This window comes from Bacillus sp. 204(2023), from assembly GCF_037027505.1.
Lineage (GTDB): Bacteria > Bacillota > Bacilli > Bacillales > Bacillaceae > Bacillus > Bacillus subtilis.
The window spans coordinates 87,374-105,306 of the sequence record NZ_JAXCHE010000007.1 but is presented as its reverse complement, the minus strand read 5'-3'; the positions used below and the strand labels follow the sequence as shown (position 1 = coordinate 105,306).

Below are 17,933 nucleotides of genomic sequence, written 5' to 3'. Positions count from 1 at the left end.
TATGCTTGACGAACGCATGATTCGCATTGTTGTTGCGTTTATTGTCTCGCTGCTGACAGTTTTAATCATAACCCCAATCGTAAAAAGGATTGCGATTAAAATAGGTGCAGTTGACCAGCCCAGCAATCGAAAAGTACATGACAAAATCATGCCCCGCATGGGCGGGCTGGCCATATTTATCGGGGTGGTTGCAGGCGTGCTTGCATCCGGTATTTACACAGAAACAAGGATGACGGCAATTACAGTCGGAGCATTCATCATTATTGTGTTAGGTATTCTTGACGATAAATATCAATTAAGTGCAAAAGTTAAGTTTTTGATTCAATTAGGTGTAGCCATTATGATTGTAAGCACTGGCTTAAAAATGGACTTTTTCTCAGTACCTTTTTTAACAGAACGGTTTGAGTTAGGGTGGATGGCTTATCCGCTGACGGTATTATGGATTGTCGGCATCACGAACGCAATTAACCTGATTGATGGATTGGATGGCCTTGCTGCCGGTCTTTCTGTTATCGGCCTGTCCACGATCGCTGTCATGGCGCTATCCGGTGGAAAAGTGCTCATTCTGTCACTCTCATTAGTCGTTATTGCCAGCACGCTGGGGTTTTTGTTTTACAACTTCCACCCGGCAAAAATCTTTATGGGAGATACGGGATCACTTTTTTTAGGGTATAGTATTTCGATTCTTTCATTATTAGGCCTGTATAAAAGTGTCACATTGTTCAGTATCGTTATCCCGATTATTATATTAGGCGTACCGATTTTTGATACAACATTTGCTATCATCAGGAGAATATTAAACAAACAGCCGATTTCAGCGCCTGATAAGTCGCATATTCACCATAGACTGATGGCCTTTGGCCTTTCACATCGGATGTCGGTCTTAGTTATTTATTTGATTGGATTTATTTTCAGTATCAGTGCGATTGTACTTAAAAGTGCCACAATTTGGCTTTCTTTGTTTATTATCTTCATTTTAATTATTTTTATGCAAATCATAGCAGAAGTGACAGGACTCGTGAATGAAAAATTTAAGCCGTTTACAAAGTTTTATAAACGGCTGGTGAAAAGGAATTAAAAATTCCGGCTTATGTGCCGGAGTTTTTTTCTGCGCAAAAATGCCCGATCCTCTAAAAGGACCGGGCATTTTTTAATAGGATGAATCAGTTGTTGAATTCGTTGTACTGTTGTTTGAGCTTGTGCTGCTGTCATTCGAATAGCTGCTTCCGCTCGTCGTCCCATCAGTTGTTGTGCCAGTGCTGTCAGAACTGCTTGAGCTGTCAGTCCCGTCTGTTGCATTTCCGGTACCGGAAGTGCCAGTGCTTGTATCAGGAGTATAATCTAAATGCTCTTGAAGCGTTTTTCTGACTTTCTCGAGATTTGTAGCATCAGGTTCAAAGTAATATGTGTTGTTAGGCCCTAAATACAAATCAGAACCTGTAATACTCAATGTGTCGATTTTTTTGCTGGTAAAGCCGCTGTAAATCTGCTGAAGCGCTAAACCTTCAGTAATGCGAATATTGGTTTCAACGTTTTCGCTGGCTTTTTCTGCGATTTTATCAATTTTAGCAATGTTGCTTGCACTTGACATTCGGTCAATCAGCGCGTTTAAGATTTGTTTTTGTCTGTCATTACGGCCAAAGTCTCCGCGTTTATCCTGTTTTCTCATCCGGGCATATGCCAAGGCTTCTTCGCCGTTTAAATGCATCTCGCCTTTTTTGAAGTAAATCCGTTTGCTTTCGTCTACATCACTTTTTTCATCGAAATCGAAAGGCACGTCTACATCAATACCGCCGACTTCATTAATCACATCTTTAAATCCGTCAAAATCAACTGTGACATATTTATCAATCGGGATTTGCAGGAAGTTTTCAACAGTTTCAACTGTTTCATCTTTACCGCCTTTGCTGTAAGCGGCATTGATCTTCGTCTTGCTTCCCGTTGTGTCACCAGCTAATTGCACACGTGTGTCACGCGGAATGCTCAGCATTTTCATGGTTTTATTTTTGGGATCCAGGGTAACAACAATAAGAGAGTCTGATCTCCCTTTTTGTCCTTTAGTCGCGTAATCCTCTATTCCCATAAATAAAATAGAAAACGGTTTTTTCTTCATGTCTACAACTTCGTTGCGAAGATTTGATTTATTCCCGCGGGATAGGGCATCGTACGATTCATCCGCAGCGTTAATGGTTTTATAAAGTTTATACCCGCCAAGCCCTACAACTACCAATAGTGCAAGGGCGAACAATAACATAATTCTTTTTAAAATTTTCCTGCGTTTGCTCTTTTTCTTTTTTCGCACACGCACTCTAACGCGTTCAGCCATTATTCAGTCTCCTTTATGTGATTGACGGCTTTTTCAAGATACGTCAACTCTCCCTCTTTAATATCACTCTTTCCATTTGTCAGTTCTGTCATCCATTCAGAAAAAGCGTTTGTTTCTTTTTCTTCGACGTATGTTTCGAATTCAACATTTTCTGAATAATGGATTTCCTTTAACAGAAATTGTGACTCCCTTAATTCATTTTCAATCTTGCCAAGCCATGTGTAATCTGCAGAAGTATGCATGATTCGCATAAGCTTCCGTTCTACAACACCTATATGATTTAATCCTTCAGACACTGATTTCCCATAAGCGCGAATTAATCCGCCAGCACCAAGCTTAATGCCTCCGAAGTAGCGTGTAACGACGGCGCAAGTATCTTTCAGCCTGCGTTTTTTTAAAACCTCAAGCATCGGCACTCCCGCTGTACCGCTTGGTTCCCCGTCATCATTGGCTTTTTGGATATGATCATTCTCGCCAATAACATAAGCCGAGCAATTATGAGTCGCATTCCAGTGCTGTTTCTTTATTTTCTGTATAAATTCCTGTGCCTCTTGTTCGGTAGAAACACGGCTTAAATGACAGATAAAACGCGATTTTTCTATAACAATCTCGTGTTCTCCTGCTTCTTTCACAGTAAAATAGCTGTGCAGCATGCTAGCTGACCCTCCTGCTAAGCATAAAAGACTGCCTATACAAATTCGTACAGTCTTTAGAATTTTTGTGCGTATTTTGGTATCATAAAGAGTAGATAGTATATAAAAATGTTTTTTTCTAGAATATACGCATTCTTTCATTATAATTCGACATAATTTGCAGATCAATTACATTTATAATAAAAATATATGACAACGCCGTGACGGAGGGAAATTATGAATAAAACAAAGATGGATTCCAAAGTGCTGGATTCTATTTTGATGAAGATGCTGAAAACCGTTGACGGGAGCAAGGACGAGGTTTTTCAAATTGGGGAGCAGTCACGCCAGCAGTATGAACAGCTGGTCGAAGAACTGAAACAAATTAAACAGCAGGTGTATGAAGTGATCGAGCTTGGCGATAAACTTGAAGTGCAAACCCGCCATGCGAGAAACCGTTTATCCGAGGTCAGCCGTAATTTTCATAGATTCAGTGAAGAGGAGATCCGCAATGCTTATGAAAAAGCCCATAAGCTGCAGGTAGAATTGACGATGATCCAGCAGCGTGAGAAGCAATTGCGCGAACGGCGGGACGATTTGGAGCGCAGATTGCTAGGGCTTCAGGAAATCATTGAGCGGTCAGAATCATTAGTAAGCCAAATTACAGTTGTGCTCAACTACTTGAATCAGGATTTGCGCGAAGTTGGACTGCTTCTTGCTGATGCTCAGGCAAAACAGGATTTCGGCTTAAGAATTATTGAGGCGCAGGAAGAAGAGCGAAAAAGAGTCTCAAGAGAAATCCATGACGGACCCGCTCAAATGCTGGCGAATGTTATGATGAGATCGGAATTAATCGAGCGGATTTTCCGTGACCGGGGCGCAGAGGACGGATTCCAAGAAATTAAAAATCTACGCCAAAATGTTCGGAATGCCCTTTACGAAGTGAGAAGGATTATATATGATTTAAGACCGATGGCCCTTGATGACCTAGGCCTGATTCCAACTTTAAGAAAATATCTATATACAACCGAGGAATATAACGGGAAGGTCAAAATACATTTTCAGTGCATTGGAGAAACAGAGGATCAGAGGCTAGCGCCTCAGTTTGAGGTTGCGCTCTTCAGGCTCGCACAGGAAGCTGTGTCTAATGCGCTAAAGCATTCTGAATCTGAAGAAATTACAGTCAAAGTTGAGATCACAAAGGATTTTGTGATTTTAATGATAAAAGATAACGGTAAAGGGTTCGACCTGAAGGAAGCGAAAGAGAAGAAAAACAAATCATTCGGCTTGCTGGGCATGAAAGAAAGAGTAGATTTATTGGAAGGAACGATGACAATAGATTCGAAAATAGGTCTTGGGACATTTATTATGATTAAGGTTCCGTTATCTCTTTGACTATGATTTGTAAAATAGAGCCAAAAGGCATATTGACCGAATGCTAGAGTATATAGAACAATAATACAAGGAGGCGTGGCTTGTGACTAAAGTAAACATTGTTATTATCGACGACCATCAGTTATTTCGTGAAGGTGTTAAACGGATATTGGATTTTGAACCTACCTTTGAAGTGGTAGCCGAAGGTGATGACGGAGACGAAGCGGCTCGTATTGTTGAGCACTATCATCCTGATGTTGTGATCATGGATATCAATATGCCAAACGTAAATGGTGTGGAAGCTACAAAACAGCTTGTAGAGCTGTATCCTGAATCTAAAGTAATTATTCTATCAATTCACGATGACGAAAATTATGTAACACATGCCCTGAAAACAGGTGCAAGAGGTTATCTGCTGAAAGAGATGGATGCTGATACATTAATTGAAGCGGTTAAAGTAGTGGCTGAGGGCGGATCTTACCTCCATCCGAAGGTTACTCACAACCTCGTTAACGAATTCCGCCGCCTTGCAACAAGCGGAGTTTCTGCACACCCTCAACATGAGGTTTACCCTGAAATCCGCAGACCATTACATATTTTAACTAGGCGGGAATGTGAAGTGCTGCAGATGCTTGCAGACGGAAAAAGCAACCGCGGAATTGGTGAATCATTGTTTATCAGTGAGAAAACCGTTAAAAACCATGTCAGCAATATTTTACAAAAAATGAATGTAAACGACCGGACGCAAGCCGTTGTGGTCGCCATTAAAAATGGCTGGGTAGAAATGAGATAGTATAATAGGAGACTTGCCTTTTTCTAGGCAGGTCTTTTTTTAGGCTGCCGTTTCCCTTACAATAGAGTTATAAAGCAATAAGGCAGGTATCGAAGTTATGAATATTGCAGTCGTAACAGACAGCACGGCATATATTCCGAAAGAAATGCGTGAACAACATCAGATACATATGATCCCTCTCCAGGTTGTTTTTGGGGAGGAGACTTACCGTGAAGAAATTGAGTTGGACTGGAAAAGCTTTTACGAAGAAGTGAAAAAACATAATGAGCTCCCGACGACTTCTCAGCCGCCAATCGGCGAGCTGGTTGCGTTGTATGAAGAGCTTGGCAAGTCTTATGATGCGGTTATCAGTATCCATCTTTCCAGCGGGATCAGCGGAACATTCAGCAGTGCAGCAGCGGCTGATTCGATGGTCGACAATATTGATGTGTATCCATTTGACTCAGAGATCAGCTGCTTGGCTCAAGGCTTTTATGCCCTTAAAGCTGCTGAATTAATCAAAAACAGAGCATCATCGCCGGAAGATATTATAAAAGAACTGGAAGAAATGAAAAAAACAGTTCGAGCTTATTTTATGGTAGATGACTTAGCCCATCTTCAGCGCGGCGGGCGATTAAGCAGCGCCCAAGCCTTCATTGGTAGTCTTCTAAAGGTAAAGCCTATCCTTCATTTTGACAATAAGGTAATTGTGCCTTTTGAGAAGATTCGCACACGTAAAAAAGCAATTTCGCGAATTTATGAGCTTTTAGACGAAGATGCGAGTAAAGGGTTGCCTATGCGAGCTGCTGTTATCCACGCTAATCGAGAGGAAGAAGCAGCGAAAATCATTGAAGAGCTTTCTGCAAAATATCCTCATGTTGAATTTTATAACAGCTATTTTGGCGCGGTAATCGGCACTCATTTGGGCGAAGGTGCGCTAGGAATTTGCTGGTGTTTTAAATAAGGCCAAATCTCCGTTTTTAGAGCGGAGATTTTTTTATATTCTTATTTTAATAGTTGGACAGAAAATATTCATTCAGGCATACTGTCTCGAAAGGAGGCGTGCTATGTGAATGTGCCAGTTGAAAAAAACAGTTCCTTTTCAAAAGAATTGCAGCAGACGCTTCGAAGCCGTCATTTGCTCAGGACTGAGCTCTCATTTTCCGATGAGATGATTGAATGGCATATCAAGAATGGATATATCACTGCTGAAATTTCTATATCCATAAATAAACGGGGATATAGATGTAATAGGTGCGGCCAAACTGATCAGCGGTATTTTTCTTTTTATCACTCATCTGGAAAGAATAAGCTGTATTGCCGTTCCTGTGTCATGATGGGCAGAGTGAGTGAGGAGGTTCCTTTATATTCATGGGAAGAGGAAAATGAACCAAACTGGAAGTCAATTAAACTGACATGGGATGGCAAGCTTTCAAGCGGACAGCAAAAAGCCGCCAATGTATTAATTGAAGCAATATCAAAAAAAGAAGAGCTCCTCATCTGGGCGGTTTGCGGCGCTGGCAAAACAGAAATGCTGTTTCCTGGTATAGAATCAGCGTTAAATCAAGGGCTGCGTGTATGTATTGCAACACCTCGCACCGATGTTGTATTAGAGCTTGCTCCAAGGCTCAAGGCTGCCTTTCAGGGTGCTGACATTTCAGCGCTTTACGGAGGAAGCGATGACAAAGGGCGGCTATCTCCGCTTATGATTTCCACTACGCATCAGCTTTTGCGATATAAAGATGCAATCGATGTTATGATCATTGATGAAGTTGACGCTTTTCCATATTCTGCTGATCAAACCCTTCAATTCGCTGTTCAAAAAGCAAGAAAGAAAAACAGCACCCTCGTTTATTTAAGTGCAACACCTCCTAAAGAATTAAAAAGAAAAGCACTGAACGGACAGTTACATTCAGTTCGCATCCCCGCAAGACACCACCGGAAACCTTTACCCGAACCGCGCTTTGTATGGTGTGGAAACTGGAAGAAGAAATTAAACCGAAATAAAATTCCGCCAGCGGTGAAAAGATGGATAGAGTTTCATGTAAAAGAAGGGAGGCCTGTTTTTTTATTCGTTCCTTCCGTTTCTATTCTGGAAAAGGCTGCTGCGTGCTTTAAAGGTGTTCATTGCCGAACCGCATCTGTGCACGCGGAAGACAAGCATAGAAAGGAGAAAGTGCAGCAATTCAGAGATGGTCAGCTCGATCTATTAATCACAACAACAATACTGGAAAGAGGCGTCACAGTCCCCAAGGTGCAAACGGGTGTACTAGGAGCGGAATCACCTATCTTTACGGAAAGCGCACTTGTTCAAATTGCAGGAAGAACCGGCCGGCATAAAGAATATGCGGACGGCGATGTCATTTTCTTTCACTTCGGCAAAACAAAGAGTATGCTCGATGCAAGAAAGCATATAAAAGAAATGAATGAATTGGCAGCAAAAGTTGAATGTACAGACTAGCCATTATTTGAAAACGTGGTACAGTATACTCATATAACCGATGATGAGGAGCTGTAAAAATGCTTGTCAATTCAAAAGAAATCGTAATGAAAGAACTGCTCGACCGATATATGGACCAGCTTCATATGGCCTGTACTTGCCAAGTATGCCAAAACGATGTATTGGCACTTTCTTTAAACAAAGTGAGTCCATCCTACGTTACTGATTTTAAAAAGATCGCTTATACGAAAGCTGAGCTGGTAGATAAACAAAAAAACACAGCAATGCTTGTCATTTTGGCTGAATCTGCTGCCGTAGTTTCAGAGAGTCCAAGCGATTTATGTCAAACGAAGCAGGAGGAGGCATTCATAAACTGATCTGTTTATTATGTGATTCGCAATTTTCTCAAGATGTTACATGGAGAGCCCTTTTTTTACTAAAGCCTGATGAAAAGGTTTGTTATTCTTGCAGAAGCAAATTAAAGAAAATCACAGGACATATCTGCCCCCTGTGCGGCAGACCTCAATCTGTTCATGCCGTATGCAGGGATTGCGAGGTGTGGAGAACAAGGATCAGAGACAGTTTGCTATTGCGTCAAAACCGTTCAGTTTACACATATAATGATATGATGAAAGAAACGCTCTCCCGTTTTAAATTTAGAGGAGATGCAGAAATCATAAATGCATTTAAAAGTGATTTTTCTTCAACCTTTTCTAAGGTTTACCCCGATAAGCATTTTGTTCTTGTACCTATTCCGCTGAGCAAGGAAAGGGAAGAAGAGCGCGGATTTAACCAGGCACAGCTCTTGGCAGAATGTTTAGACCGGCCTTCCCACCATCCCCTCATTCGCCTGAATAATGAGAAACAGTCAAAGAAAAAGAAAACAGAACGCCTGCTGTCAGAGCGCATTTTTGATACAAAAAATAATTCAGCAGAAGGTATGAATATCATTTTAATAGACGATCTTTATACAACAGGCGCCACCTTGCACTTCGCAGCCCGCTGCTTATTAGAAAAAGGAAAAGCCGCTTCAGTGTCATCTTTTACCTTGATCAGAAGCTAAATGATTCTGTTTTTATGCCGATATAATCACTAGAAATTGACACAGGCATATTATCTAATAAGGAGAAAAAAAGATGGGAGAACTGGCGAATTGTCCGAAATGCAATGCTTTATTTTTAAAAACAAAGCTGCAAACCGTATGTCAGGCGTGTATTAAGGAAGAAGAAAAATCATTTGAGACTGTCTATAAATTTTTAAGAAAACAGGAAAACCGGCAATCAACTTTGAGCCGGATAACTGAGGAAACAGGTGTGGAAGAAGAGCTGATATTGAAATTCATCAGGCAGAAGCGAATTCAGATCACTCATCTTCCTAATTTGGCATACCCTTGTGAAAGGTGCGGGACATCGATTAGAGAAGGCAAGTTCTGCAAGGCTTGCCAGTCCGATATTAAGGATCAAATGGATCATTTGAACCACGAGGATGCTCTGAAAATCGAGAAAGAAAATAGTAAAAAAGACACATACTATGCCTATAATACCAAAAACAGCTGATTCCCTAAACTAACTGAAAACGCAGTCGATAAAAGGGTTAAGATTGTTTAAAGACTGCAACGGAAAGCGAGAGGAATCCTATGAAAATCAATCAATTTGGAACACAATCCGTTAATCCATATCAAAAAAATTATGATAAGCAAGCGGTGCAAAAAACTGCTGCACAGCCTCAAGATAAAATTGAAATTTCATCACAGGCTAAAGAAATGCAACATGCATCCGACGCAGTCACTGGTTCACGACAGGAAAAAATTGCGCAGCTTAAAGCGCAAATTGAAAACGGGTCATACAAAGTAGACGCAAATCATATCGCGAAAAATATGATTAATTTTTATAAAAAGCAATAAAAAAGGAGAAAGCCCATGTCAGCGAAGGCAATTATTGAACAATTGAAGCGACTTTGCGTTCTGCATGAGCACCTGCTCACGCTGTCTGAAGAAAAGACGGAAGCGCTCAAAGCCGGCAAAACAAAAGAGCTTTCTAACATTTTGACAAAAGAGCAAAAATATATTCAAGCGATCACGCAGACAGAAGATGACCGGATCAAAACAACTTCGGCCTTTCTCGGATATAGCGAAAATAATACTATTTCCGAATGTATCGCCAAAACCTCAGGCAGTGAAAAGGAAGAGCTGGAACAACTATACGAATCTCTTTCTCAAGTTCTCGGACGTCTGAAAAAAGTAAATGAGATGAATAGGCAGCTGACAAGAGACGCCCTGCAATTCATCTCTATTTCGTACGATATGCTGGTTCCTAAGGAAAATAACTTCAATTACAGCAAATCAATTAAAGCTGAGCTGCCGAAAAGCAGCAAAATGAAACTGTTTGATTCAAAAGCTTAGCAGAAAGGAATTCAGAAAATGACATCTACCTTTATGGGGCTTGAAACTGCAAGGCGGGCGTTAAGCGCTCAGCAGGCAGCGTTAAGCACTACTGCAAATAACGTGGCAAATGCCAATACTGATGGTTATACAAGACAGCGGGTCTCATTGGAGGCAACTGACTATTTCCCTGCTGTATCTAAAAACGCAGAAAAAACAGCGGGACAAATGGGTACAGGTGTTCAAGGAAAATCAGTTGAGAGAATAAGAGATATCTTTCTTGACTACCAATACCGTCTTCAAAACAACAGTGCCGGATACTATGACACGAAGGCCAAAGCGCTGTCCCAAATGGAAGGCGTTTTAAATGAAACAGATGACAGCGGCTTGAACAGTGTGCTCAATTCGTTTTGGAATTCTCTGCAGGAATTATCGAATAATACAAATGAAGAAAGTGCACGTTCTGTTGTTGCTCGAAAAGGACAAGCTGTAGCTGAAACGTTTAATTATATTTCTGAATCACTTACAAATGTCCAATCGAATTTAAAAGCAGAGCTAAATACAACTGTGTTGGATGTCAATTCTCTGCTTTCTCAATTAAACAGTTTAAATAAGCAAATTGCACAAGTAGAGCCGGTCGGGCTTCTTCCGAATGGCTTATATGACCAGCGAGATTTGCTGATCGATAAATTATCCTCAATGGTTGATATCAAAGTCAGCTACAACAAATCAGGCGGGAATGCACTTGCATCTGCTGAAGGAACTGTATCAATTGAAATCCTTGATAAAAATAAACAGTCGCTAGGAACTGTTTTGGACGGTAAAAATTACGAGGTTTCAGAACTTGCAGCCAACTATGATAATGAAACTGGGTTAGTATCAAGTATTTCAATCGGGGATACAGCTGTGCAGGCGGAGTCCTTTAGCAGTAAGGGATCCCTTTTAGGATTTATAGAGTCTTACGGGTATATAACAGCAGACGGCCAAGAAAAGGGCGTATACCCGGAAATGCTTTCTGATCTTGACAATATGGCGCTTGAATTCGCGAAAGCTTTCAATGAAGTGCACAGAAATGGTGTGACCAAGAGCGGTGAACAAGGCGGAGACTTTTTTGATTTTACTGGCGGTGAAACTGAACCTGCCAAGGGCGCAGCGGGCAAGATCAAAGTAGCTGACAGCATAATAGATTCAAAAGGCGCAAACATTGCTTTCTCACTGACTGGTGCAGCCAACGATAACGCAAATGCTACAAAATTAGCAAATGTTTTAACCGGTAAAATAACCATTAACGGTAAAGAAACTAGTGTTTTAGATTATTATGCGGGTCTGATTGGCGAGCTAGGGATCGAAGCTCAAGAGGCTAATCGACTGGCGTCTAATACAGAAAAACAGCTAAATGATGCTGACATAAACCGTCAGCAAATGAGCGCAGTTTCTTTAGACGAAGAAATGACGAATATGATTCAATTCCAACACGCATACAATGCAGCTGCAAGAATGGTGACTTTACAAGACGAATTGCTTGATAAAGTGATCAACGGCATGGGTGTTGGAGGAAGGTAGGTAGAGTCGCATGAGAGTAACACAAGGAATGATACAGCAAAACTCACTGAGATATATCGGTTCGAGCTACTCGAAGCTGGATAAACTCCAGTCGCAGATTTCTTCAGGGAAAAAAATCTCAAAAGCTTCCGACGATCCTGTAGTAGCAATGAAAAGCTTAAAGTATAATACGCAACTGTCTCAAGTGCAGCAGTACAAAAGCAATGCTTCTCAAGCCTTTACCTGGCTCGAAAACACAGAAACAAACATTACAGAAGGAATTGACATCTTGTCAAAGGTCAGAGAATTAGCGGTCGAAGCTCAAAATGATACAAACGGCGAGTCGGAGCGGCAAGCGATTGGCGTAGAGGTAAAGCAGTTAAAGGAACAGCTTTTAAATATTGCGAATACACAAGTGAACGGCAGATATATCTTTAATGGCACAAATTCAGATAAGCCTCCGGTTACAGATAACGGAGACGGAACTTATACAATTTCTGATACAGCTGATGTCGTAGTCAATATATCAAATAATATGTCATTGAAAGTGAATTCAGATCCAAAGTCAGCTTTTGGAGGCACTTCTGAAAGCGGGCAGAATGTATTTGAAATGCTTGATTCTTTTGAGAAAGCACTAAATTCTGGTTCGCTAGATGGCATGGACAGTGTTTTAGATGATATTGATCATTTTTCTGACGGCATGAGTGCTGAACGATCTGATCTTGGAGCGAGGTATAATCGTCTTGAACTGGTTAATACAAGACTGTCAGCTCAAGAAGAAACAGCTACAAAAGTGTTATCAGATAATGAAGATGTAGAACTGGAAGAAGTAATAACTGAATTTATTGCGCAGCAAAGCGTTCACAGGGCTACTCTGGCTGTTAATGCGCAAATTGTTCAGCCTACATTGATTGACTTTTTAAAGTAAGCGGCTCTTAGGAGTTCGCTTTTTTTATAGTTCAGGAGGTAGAGTGATGCAGATTCCCAGATTGATTATGCATAGTGTTCAAGGAAAAATTGGTTTAACAACGACGCCTGCCAGCTTAAAAATGGAGCAGCCTCAAGCTGATCTAGAGATCGAACAGCCGAGTGCGGAAATGGAAATATCGGTAACACCTGGAAAACTCACGATTGACCAGACACAAGCATGGGAAGAATTAGACAGAAAGCATGTTTTCAAGAGAATTGAAGAAGCCGCCCAACAAGGGCATGAGGATGTAATGAAGGGAATAGCGCGCACGGCAGAAGAAGGCGATGAGCTTATGAGAATTGAAAATAAAGGTAACCCAATCGCTTCGCAAGCAAGGAGGAACTCTGAGATGCACCAAATTCAATTAGGCGAAAATTATGCTCCTTCTCTTTCGAGGGTGAAAATACAATATACCCCGTCACAGCTTGATGTTCAGATTACGCCGCGAAAGCCTGTTATTCAGGCTGAGCCGCATAAGCCAATTGTTGAATATACGCCAGGAAATGTTAAGGTTGACATGCTCCAATACCCTGATTTAAATATAGATGTAGAATACCCGAAAGAATCACCCGAAAAGTAAAAAGAAAAGGATCGTGAACAATGATCATTCATACGAAGTACCATGGCCAAATGAACATAAAAGAAGAACAAATCATTCTTTTTGAAAGCGGGATTCCAGGCTTTTTAGAAGAAAAACAATTTGTCATACTTCCGCTTTCAGAAGACTCTCCATTCGTGGCACTGCAGTCCGTCACTTCAGAAAATCTTGCATTCATCGTCGTAAGTCCGTTTATCTTTTTTAAGTATTATGAATTTGACCTTGATGAATCAACTGCTGAACTTTTGGATATCGATAATATTCAAGACGTAGAAGTCATGACGATATTGACTATGGCAGAGCCATTTGAAAAGTCTACTGCGAATTTATTGGCTCCCATTATTGTGAATCGCAAGAACATGATGGCTAAGCAAGTCGTTTTACACGATTCCTCATATACGACAAAGCATCCGATTGGAGGAGAATCATGCTAGTTTTATCGCGGAAAATAAGCGAAGCGATTCAAATAGGTGCTGATATTGAAGTAAAAGTGATTGCGGTTGAGGGAGATCAAGTGAAGCTTGGAATTGACGCCCCAAAGCATATTGATATTCACAGGAAAGAAATTTACTTGACCATTCAGGAAGAAAATAACCGTGCAGCAGCGTTATCCAGCGATGTGATCTCCGCATTATCCTCACAAAAAAAGTGAGGATTTTTTTATTTTTGTATTAACAAAATCAGAGACAATCCGATATTAATGATGTAGCCGGGAGGAGGCGCAAAAGACTCCGCCAGTTACAAAATAAGGGCACAAGGACGTGCCGTAACAACATATTCAGGGAGGAACAAAACAATGAGAATTAACCACAATATCGCAGCACTTAACACACTGAACCGTTTGTCTTCAAACAACGGTGCATCACAAAAAAACATGGAGAAACTTTCTTCAGGTCTTCGCATCAACCGTGCGGGAGATGACGCAGCAGGTCTTGCGATCTCTGAAAAAATGAGAGGACAAATCAGAGGTCTTGAAATGGCTTCTAAAAACTCTCAAGATGGAATCTCTCTTATCCAAACAGCTGAGGGTGCATTGACTGAAACTCATGCGATTCTTCAACGTATGCGTGAACTTACTGTTCAAGCAGGAAACACAGGTACACAACAAGCAGAAGATCTTGGTGCAATTAAAGATGAAATGGATGCGCTTATTGAGGAAGTTGATGGCATTTCCGATCGCACTGAATTTAACGGTAAAAAGTTATTAGACGGATCTTCCGCTACTACTGGATTTACATTCCAAATTGGTGCAAATGCAGGCCAACAGCTTAACGTTAAAATCGCTGACATGGGAGCAGCTGCTCTAGGTACTACTGTTACAGTTGATAAACTTGACGTAACAGATTTTGCTACTACTTCTTTTGACAATCAACTAAAAGGTATTGATGAGGCTATTAACGCAGTATCAACTCAACGTGCTAAACTTGGTGCGGTACAAAACCGTCTAGAGCACACAATCAACAACTTAAGCGCTTCTGGTGAAAACTTGACAGCTGCTGAGTCTCGTATCCGTGACGTTGACATGGCGAAAGAAATGAGCGAGTTCACAAAGAACAACATTCTTTCTCAGGCTTCTCAAGCGATGCTTGCTCAAGCAAACCAACAGCCGCAAAACGTACTTCAATTGTTACGTTAATTTTAAAAAAGACCTTGGCGTTGCCAGGGTCTTTTAATTTATATTTCTATCTCCGAATCATTCCTCATCCTGTCACTAACTCATGATATAATAACCGGATTCTCTACTAACTTTTTATAAATGTATTTCCAAACAAGAAATCTAAAACAGAAGATTTTTTTCCAAAAATATGTGTAATCTTATCTCCTTTTAGTCGATATAAACGATAGATTGGGGCATAGGGGATGATCAATTGAACATTGAAAGGCTCACTACGTTACAACCTGTTTGGGATCGTTATGATACTCAAATACATAATCAGAAAGATAATGATAACGAGGTTCCTGTTCATCAAGTTTCATATACCAATCTTGCTGAAATGGTGGGGGAAATGAACAAGCTTTTGGAACCTTCGCAAGTTCATCTGAAGTTCGAGCTTCATGACAAGTTAAATGAATACTATGTAAAGGTAATAGAGGACTCTACAAATGAAGTGATCCGCGAAATTCCACCAAAACGGTGGCTTGATTTTTATGCGGCTATGACTGAATTTCTTGGGTTATTTGTAGATGAAAAAAAGTAGAATAGGAGTGGTTTGAGATGGTCACAAGAATAACAGGTCTGGCGTCAGGAATGGATATAGATGATATTGTATCAAAGCTGATGCAGACAGAAAGAGCGCCGCTTGATAAGCTGAAGCAAAAAAAGCAGACTCTTGAATGGCAGCGTGACAGCTATCGTGAAGTCAATACAAAAATAAAAGAATTGCAAGATTATATGTCTAAAAATACGTTGACATATCCTAGCACGTATCAGAGCAAAACTGTGACAAGCTCTAATGAGTCTGTGTTAACTGCTACAGGAAGCGCAAGTGCACCAAACTCTTCTTCTACTGTTGAAGTGGCAAGCTTGGCAACCGCAGCAACGTATAAGGCAAACAATTATACGGGATACACTCAAGGCGATTACAATTTGGCATTTAACGTTGTTGCGCCTGGCGAAACAACGGCAAAAACAGTGAACATTAGTGTGACGAGCGCCGATACGATTGATAATGTGATTTCTAAACTTAACAGCTCAGATCTGGGAGTATCAGCTTTTAAAGATAAAATTTGGAATGGTACAGAGTACGTAGAAACAATTGCGTTTTCTTCTAAAGCAACAGGTGCAGGGGGCAGTATACAGACAGCAGACTCTGCTACAGCTGACTTTATGTCCGGTCAGCTTGGTTTTTCTTTGGATGCTGATAATAAGCTCACTGCTTACAAAGAAGGCACAAATGCCAAAGTCACAATTAACGGCTTTGAAATGGAGAAGCTGACAAACAATTTCACGGTGAATGGTGTTACTTACTCGATTAAAAATACAACTGCAGCCACAGGCCCTGTTACCACATCTGTTTCTACTGATGTTGACGGGATTTATAACCAAATCAAAGAGTTTGTAGATAAATACAATGAACTGGTTGACAGCCTGAATGAAAAGCTGAAAGAAGAAAAATACCGAGACTATACTCCGTTGACAAGTGAACAAAAAGAAGCCATGTCCGATAAAGAGGTAGAGCTCTGGGAGGAGAAGGCGAAAAGCGGATTGCTTAGAAATGATTCCAGCATCAGCACCGGCACGAACCAAATGCGGACTGACTTTTATACTCAAGTTAATGCGGATGGGAAAACCTATCAATTGACAGAATTCGGCATAACAACCTCAAGTGCTTACCAAATGCGGGGTCATTTAGAGATTAATGAAGACAAACTGAAAGCCAAAATACAAGAAGATCCGCAAAGCGTTGCCGCCTTATTTACAAGCGGAACGAACAGCAGCGCCTATAGTGATAAAGGGATTATGAAACGCATCGGTGACACCCTGAAAAGTACGGTGAAGAGCATTGAAGCAAAAGCCGGCAACTCGACAATGGGAACCAATGATTATTCAATCGGTAAAAATTTAAATACGATCAGCACTGATATTACCAAAATGCAGGACCGGTTGACCACAATAGAAAACCGCTATTATTCAAAATTCAGTGCAATGGATTCTGCGATTCAAAAAATGAACGAACAAGCGTCCTATTTATCACAGCTTCTTGTACAATAAATGTAATTTGGAGGATGACACATGGCGATCCAAAATCCTTATACAGCCTATCAGCAAAATTCAGTGAATACGGCTACACCCGGTGAACTGACGCTTATGCTGTATAATGGCTGTTTAAAATTTATAAGACTTGCCTCTCAGGCCATTGAGAATGATGATATGGAACGTAAAAATGAGAATCTGATTAAAGCGCAAAATATTATTCAGGAATTAAATTTTACACTTAACCGTAACATAGAGCTTTCCGCTTCCATGGGTGCGATGTACGATTATATGTATCGAAGATTGGTACAGGCAAATATCAAAAATGATACGGGCATGCTGGCTGAGGTTGAAGGCTATGTAACAGATTTTCGCGATGCTTGGAAACAAGCCATTCAAAGTGAACGGAAGGACCGGCACGGATCAGGCGGGATCGCATGAATAACATAGATCAACTATACACTGAGACGAAGAGTATGCTGTCACACATACAAAATACGCCGGAAAGCGATGAGCTTTTAAAACAAATTGAAGACTTTGTGGCTAAACGGTCTGAACTGATTCAGGAGATATCTCTGCCGCTTTCAGAAGAAGAGCGAAAGCAGATGAAACTTATTTTGACATGGGATCAGCTGATTGTGAAGGAAATGGAAAGACTGAAGCAGTCAATCGCAACAGAACTTCAGCAGATGAAAAGAAAACGTGTGATGCATACGACGTATTTAAACCCTTATAACAACATTACGATTGACGGCACATATTATGACAAGCGTAAATAGGTGAGTGCCTTGAAGAGCATTGAAGATTATACGCTTTTATCAGCTTATTATCATCTTCTTTTTACCATTGAAGAAGGGTTGTGTTATTTGATAGAGGCTGAAGAGAATTTATCAAAAACAGAAGGGGATCGGATCTACCAAGATCTGATCCAAGCCTTTTTTTATTTGGATTCAACACATTCAACACTTCTCTTCATTATGGATTCACGGTGTGCTGAAATTTGTGTGAAAGCATTTGACCAAATTTTTGCGGAGTTTGATCAATTGGTCTCTTTCTCTTTTCCCTCTCATGAGTTCTGTGAGTATTTAAAGGAACATTTTCTGATTCATTATAGAAAATGGATGCTGTCTATTCATCAATGTATGGAACCCTTTTTAATCAATTAGGCGTATGTGAGGTATTTGTTTCGTTCAATCAGCATATAC

Annotated in this window: 23 protein-coding genes; 21 read left to right on the top strand and 2 right to left on the bottom strand. The window is 40.6% G+C overall.

All coding sequences use genetic code 11. The features are described 5' to 3' along the window. The first annotated feature begins 1 nt into the window (after position 1). Positions 2–1,078 (top strand): MraY family glycosyltransferase, encoded by a 1,077-nt coding sequence (locus WA279_RS14945; RefSeq protein ID WP_003227975.1) that lies wholly within the window; start codon positions 2–4, stop codon positions 1,076–1,078. A gap of 72 nt (positions 1,079–1,150) precedes the next feature. Here WA279_RS14945 and tagV read toward each other — a convergent pair whose 3' ends face one another. Continuing rightward, on the bottom strand, positions 1,151–2,326 hold the full coding sequence (gene tagV, locus WA279_RS14940) for a polyisoprenyl-teichoic acid--peptidoglycan teichoic acid transferase TagV (RefSeq protein ID WP_047183275.1): 1,176 nt from the start codon (positions 2,324–2,326) through the stop codon (positions 1,151–1,153). Then, positions 2,326–2,979: a YigZ family protein gene (locus tag WA279_RS14935; protein WP_003227979.1), complete on the bottom strand. Its 654-nt coding sequence runs from the start codon at positions 2,977–2,979 to the stop codon at positions 2,326–2,328. Before WA279_RS14935 ends, tagV begins: the two co-directional genes overlap by 1 nt. Positions 2,980–3,195: 216 nt before the next feature. Between WA279_RS14935 and degS the strand changes: the two genes are divergently transcribed. The 20 genes from degS to WA279_RS14835 all read left to right on the top strand — a co-directional run bounded on the left by degS (position 3,196) and on the right by WA279_RS14835 (position 17,894). Beyond that, on the top strand, positions 3,196–4,353 hold the full coding sequence (degS, locus tag WA279_RS14930) for a two-component sensor histidine kinase DegS (protein WP_003227983.1): 1,158 nt from the start codon (positions 3,196–3,198) through the stop codon (positions 4,351–4,353). 82 nt (positions 4,354–4,435) lie between these two features. Continuing rightward, the gene (gene degU, locus WA279_RS14925; RefSeq protein WP_003219701.1) at positions 4,436–5,125 is read left to right on the top strand and encodes a two-component system response regulator DegU; all 690 of its coding nucleotides are present in this window, start codon (positions 4,436–4,438) and stop codon (positions 5,123–5,125) included. 97 nt (positions 5,126–5,222) lie between these two features. Further along, positions 5,223–6,068 carry a DegV family protein gene (locus tag WA279_RS14920; protein WP_336155849.1) on the top strand — a complete coding sequence of 282 codons (846 nt, stop codon included), beginning with the start codon at positions 5,223–5,225 and terminating at the stop codon, positions 6,066–6,068. Between the two features lie 105 nt (positions 6,069–6,173). Beyond that, on the top strand, positions 6,174–7,565 hold the full coding sequence (comFA, locus tag WA279_RS14915; protein WP_336155848.1) for an ATP-dependent helicase ComFA: 1,392 nt from the start codon (positions 6,174–6,176) through the stop codon (positions 7,563–7,565). A 59-nt stretch (positions 7,566–7,624) separates the two neighbouring features. After that, positions 7,625–7,921: a late competence protein ComFB gene (gene comFB, locus WA279_RS14910; protein ID WP_003227989.1), complete on the top strand. Its 297-nt coding sequence runs from the start codon at positions 7,625–7,627 to the stop codon at positions 7,919–7,921. Further along, a complete protein-coding gene (gene comFC / locus WA279_RS14905) occupies positions 7,885–8,607 on the top strand; it encodes a comF operon protein ComFC (RefSeq protein WP_014481051.1) in 723 nt (240 codons plus the stop codon). Before comFB ends, comFC begins: the two co-directional genes overlap by 37 nt. Before the next feature lie 73 nt (positions 8,608–8,680). Next, positions 8,681–9,100, top strand: a complete 420-nt coding sequence (locus WA279_RS14900; protein WP_003227995.1) for a TIGR03826 family flagellar region protein — start codon at positions 8,681–8,683, stop codon at positions 9,098–9,100. 80 nt (positions 9,101–9,180) lie between these two features. Next, on the top strand, positions 9,181–9,447 hold the full coding sequence (gene flgM, locus WA279_RS14895) for a flagellar biosynthesis anti-sigma factor FlgM (protein WP_014478128.1): 267 nt from the start codon (positions 9,181–9,183) through the stop codon (positions 9,445–9,447). A gap of 15 nt (positions 9,448–9,462) precedes the next feature. Continuing rightward, a complete protein-coding gene (gene flgN, locus WA279_RS14890; RefSeq protein WP_251188233.1) occupies positions 9,463–9,945 on the top strand; it encodes a flagellar protein FlgN in 483 nt (160 codons plus the stop codon). Between the two features lie 18 nt (positions 9,946–9,963). Beyond that, entirely contained in the window at positions 9,964–11,487 is a 1,524-nt protein-coding gene (gene flgK / locus WA279_RS14885) for a flagellar hook-associated protein FlgK (protein WP_336155845.1), read from the top strand. A 10-nt stretch (positions 11,488–11,497) separates the two neighbouring features. Continuing rightward, positions 11,498–12,394, top strand: a complete 897-nt coding sequence (flgL, locus tag WA279_RS14880; RefSeq protein ID WP_015714797.1) for a flagellar hook-associated protein FlgL — start codon at positions 11,498–11,500, stop codon at positions 12,392–12,394. Positions 12,395–12,440: 46 nt separating this feature from the next. Beyond that, the gene (locus WA279_RS14875) at positions 12,441–13,016 is read left to right on the top strand and encodes a DUF6470 family protein (protein ID WP_014481045.1); all 576 of its coding nucleotides are present in this window, start codon (positions 12,441–12,443) and stop codon (positions 13,014–13,016) included. Between the two features lie 20 nt (positions 13,017–13,036). Next, positions 13,037–13,468 (top strand): flagellar assembly protein FliW, encoded by a 432-nt coding sequence (gene fliW, locus WA279_RS14870; protein WP_336155843.1) that lies wholly within the window; start codon positions 13,037–13,039, stop codon positions 13,466–13,468. Continuing rightward, positions 13,462–13,686 (top strand): carbon storage regulator CsrA, encoded by a 225-nt coding sequence (gene csrA / locus WA279_RS14865; RefSeq protein WP_033884178.1) that lies wholly within the window; start codon positions 13,462–13,464, stop codon positions 13,684–13,686. The genes fliW and csrA overlap by 7 nt, the downstream gene beginning before the upstream one ends. Positions 13,687–13,830: 144 nt before the next feature. Further along, positions 13,831–14,670, top strand: a complete 840-nt coding sequence (hag, locus tag WA279_RS14860; RefSeq protein WP_070547858.1) for a flagellin Hag — start codon at positions 13,831–13,833, stop codon at positions 14,668–14,670. Positions 14,671–14,902: 232 nt separating this feature from the next. Further along, positions 14,903–15,232 (top strand): flagellar protein FlaG, encoded by a 330-nt coding sequence (gene flaG, locus WA279_RS14855; RefSeq protein ID WP_009968250.1) that lies wholly within the window; start codon positions 14,903–14,905, stop codon positions 15,230–15,232. A 17-nt stretch (positions 15,233–15,249) separates the two neighbouring features. Beyond that, positions 15,250–16,746, top strand: coding sequence for a flagellar hook-associated protein 2 (locus WA279_RS14850; RefSeq protein WP_336155842.1), 1,497 nt, complete (start codon positions 15,250–15,252; stop codon positions 16,744–16,746). Between the two features lie 21 nt (positions 16,747–16,767). Beyond that, the gene (gene fliS / locus WA279_RS14845) at positions 16,768–17,169 is read left to right on the top strand and encodes a flagellar export chaperone FliS (RefSeq protein WP_014481041.1); all 402 of its coding nucleotides are present in this window, start codon (positions 16,768–16,770) and stop codon (positions 17,167–17,169) included. Beyond that, entirely contained in the window at positions 17,166–17,507 is a 342-nt protein-coding gene (gene fliT, locus WA279_RS14840; protein ID WP_032726952.1) for a flagella biosynthesis regulatory protein FliT, read from the top strand. Before fliS ends, fliT begins: the two co-directional genes overlap by 4 nt. A 9-nt stretch (positions 17,508–17,516) precedes the next feature. Next, complete coding sequence (locus tag WA279_RS14835) at positions 17,517–17,894, top strand: hypothetical protein (RefSeq protein ID WP_003244377.1); 378 nt, start codon at positions 17,517–17,519, stop codon at positions 17,892–17,894. The last annotated feature ends 39 nt before the right edge of the window (positions 17,895–17,933 follow it).

What these genes read in the sequence shown, in the direction of transcription:
- flgN (WP_251188233.1), top strand. Translation starts at nt 9,463, where the DNA reads ATGTCAGCGAAGGCAATTATTGAACAATTGAAGCGACTTTGCGTTCTG.
- fliW (WP_336155843.1), top strand. Translation starts at nt 13,037, where the DNA reads ATGATCATTCATACGAAGTACCATGGCCAAATGAACATAAAAGAAGAA.
- WA279_RS14920 (WP_336155849.1), top strand. Translation starts at nt 5,223, where the DNA reads ATGAATATTGCAGTCGTAACAGACAGCACGGCATATATTCCGAAAGAA.
- flgM (WP_014478128.1), top strand. Translation starts at nt 9,181, where the DNA reads ATGAAAATCAATCAATTTGGAACACAATCCGTTAATCCATATCAAAAA.
- WA279_RS14935 (WP_003227979.1), bottom strand. Translation starts at nt 2,979, where the DNA reads ATGCTGCACAGCTATTTTACTGTGAAAGAAGCAGGAGAACACGAGATT.
- WA279_RS14945 (WP_003227975.1), top strand. Translation starts at nt 2, where the DNA reads ATGCTTGACGAACGCATGATTCGCATTGTTGTTGCGTTTATTGTCTCG.
- flgK (WP_336155845.1), top strand. Translation starts at nt 9,964, where the DNA reads ATGACATCTACCTTTATGGGGCTTGAAACTGCAAGGCGGGCGTTAAGC.
- WA279_RS14900 (WP_003227995.1), top strand. Translation starts at nt 8,681, where the DNA reads ATGGGAGAACTGGCGAATTGTCCGAAATGCAATGCTTTATTTTTAAAA.
- comFB (WP_003227989.1), top strand. Translation starts at nt 7,625, where the DNA reads ATGCTTGTCAATTCAAAAGAAATCGTAATGAAAGAACTGCTCGACCGA.
- degS (WP_003227983.1), top strand. Translation starts at nt 3,196, where the DNA reads ATGAATAAAACAAAGATGGATTCCAAAGTGCTGGATTCTATTTTGATG.
- hag (WP_070547858.1), top strand. Translation starts at nt 13,831, where the DNA reads ATGAGAATTAACCACAATATCGCAGCACTTAACACACTGAACCGTTTG.
- WA279_RS14850 (WP_336155842.1), top strand. Translation starts at nt 15,250, where the DNA reads ATGGTCACAAGAATAACAGGTCTGGCGTCAGGAATGGATATAGATGAT.
- tagV (WP_047183275.1), bottom strand. Translation starts at nt 2,326, where the DNA reads ATGGCTGAACGCGTTAGAGTGCGTGTGCGAAAAAAGAAAAAGAGCAAA.
- csrA (WP_033884178.1), top strand. Translation starts at nt 13,462, where the DNA reads ATGCTAGTTTTATCGCGGAAAATAAGCGAAGCGATTCAAATAGGTGCT.
- fliT (WP_032726952.1), top strand. Translation starts at nt 17,166, where the DNA reads ATGAATAACATAGATCAACTATACACTGAGACGAAGAGTATGCTGTCA.
- flgL (WP_015714797.1), top strand. Translation starts at nt 11,498, where the DNA reads ATGAGAGTAACACAAGGAATGATACAGCAAAACTCACTGAGATATATC.
- comFC (WP_014481051.1), top strand. Translation starts at nt 7,885, where the DNA reads ATGTCAAACGAAGCAGGAGGAGGCATTCATAAACTGATCTGTTTATTA.
- fliS (WP_014481041.1), top strand. Translation starts at nt 16,768, where the DNA reads ATGGCGATCCAAAATCCTTATACAGCCTATCAGCAAAATTCAGTGAAT.
- WA279_RS14875 (WP_014481045.1), top strand. Translation starts at nt 12,441, where the DNA reads ATGCAGATTCCCAGATTGATTATGCATAGTGTTCAAGGAAAAATTGGT.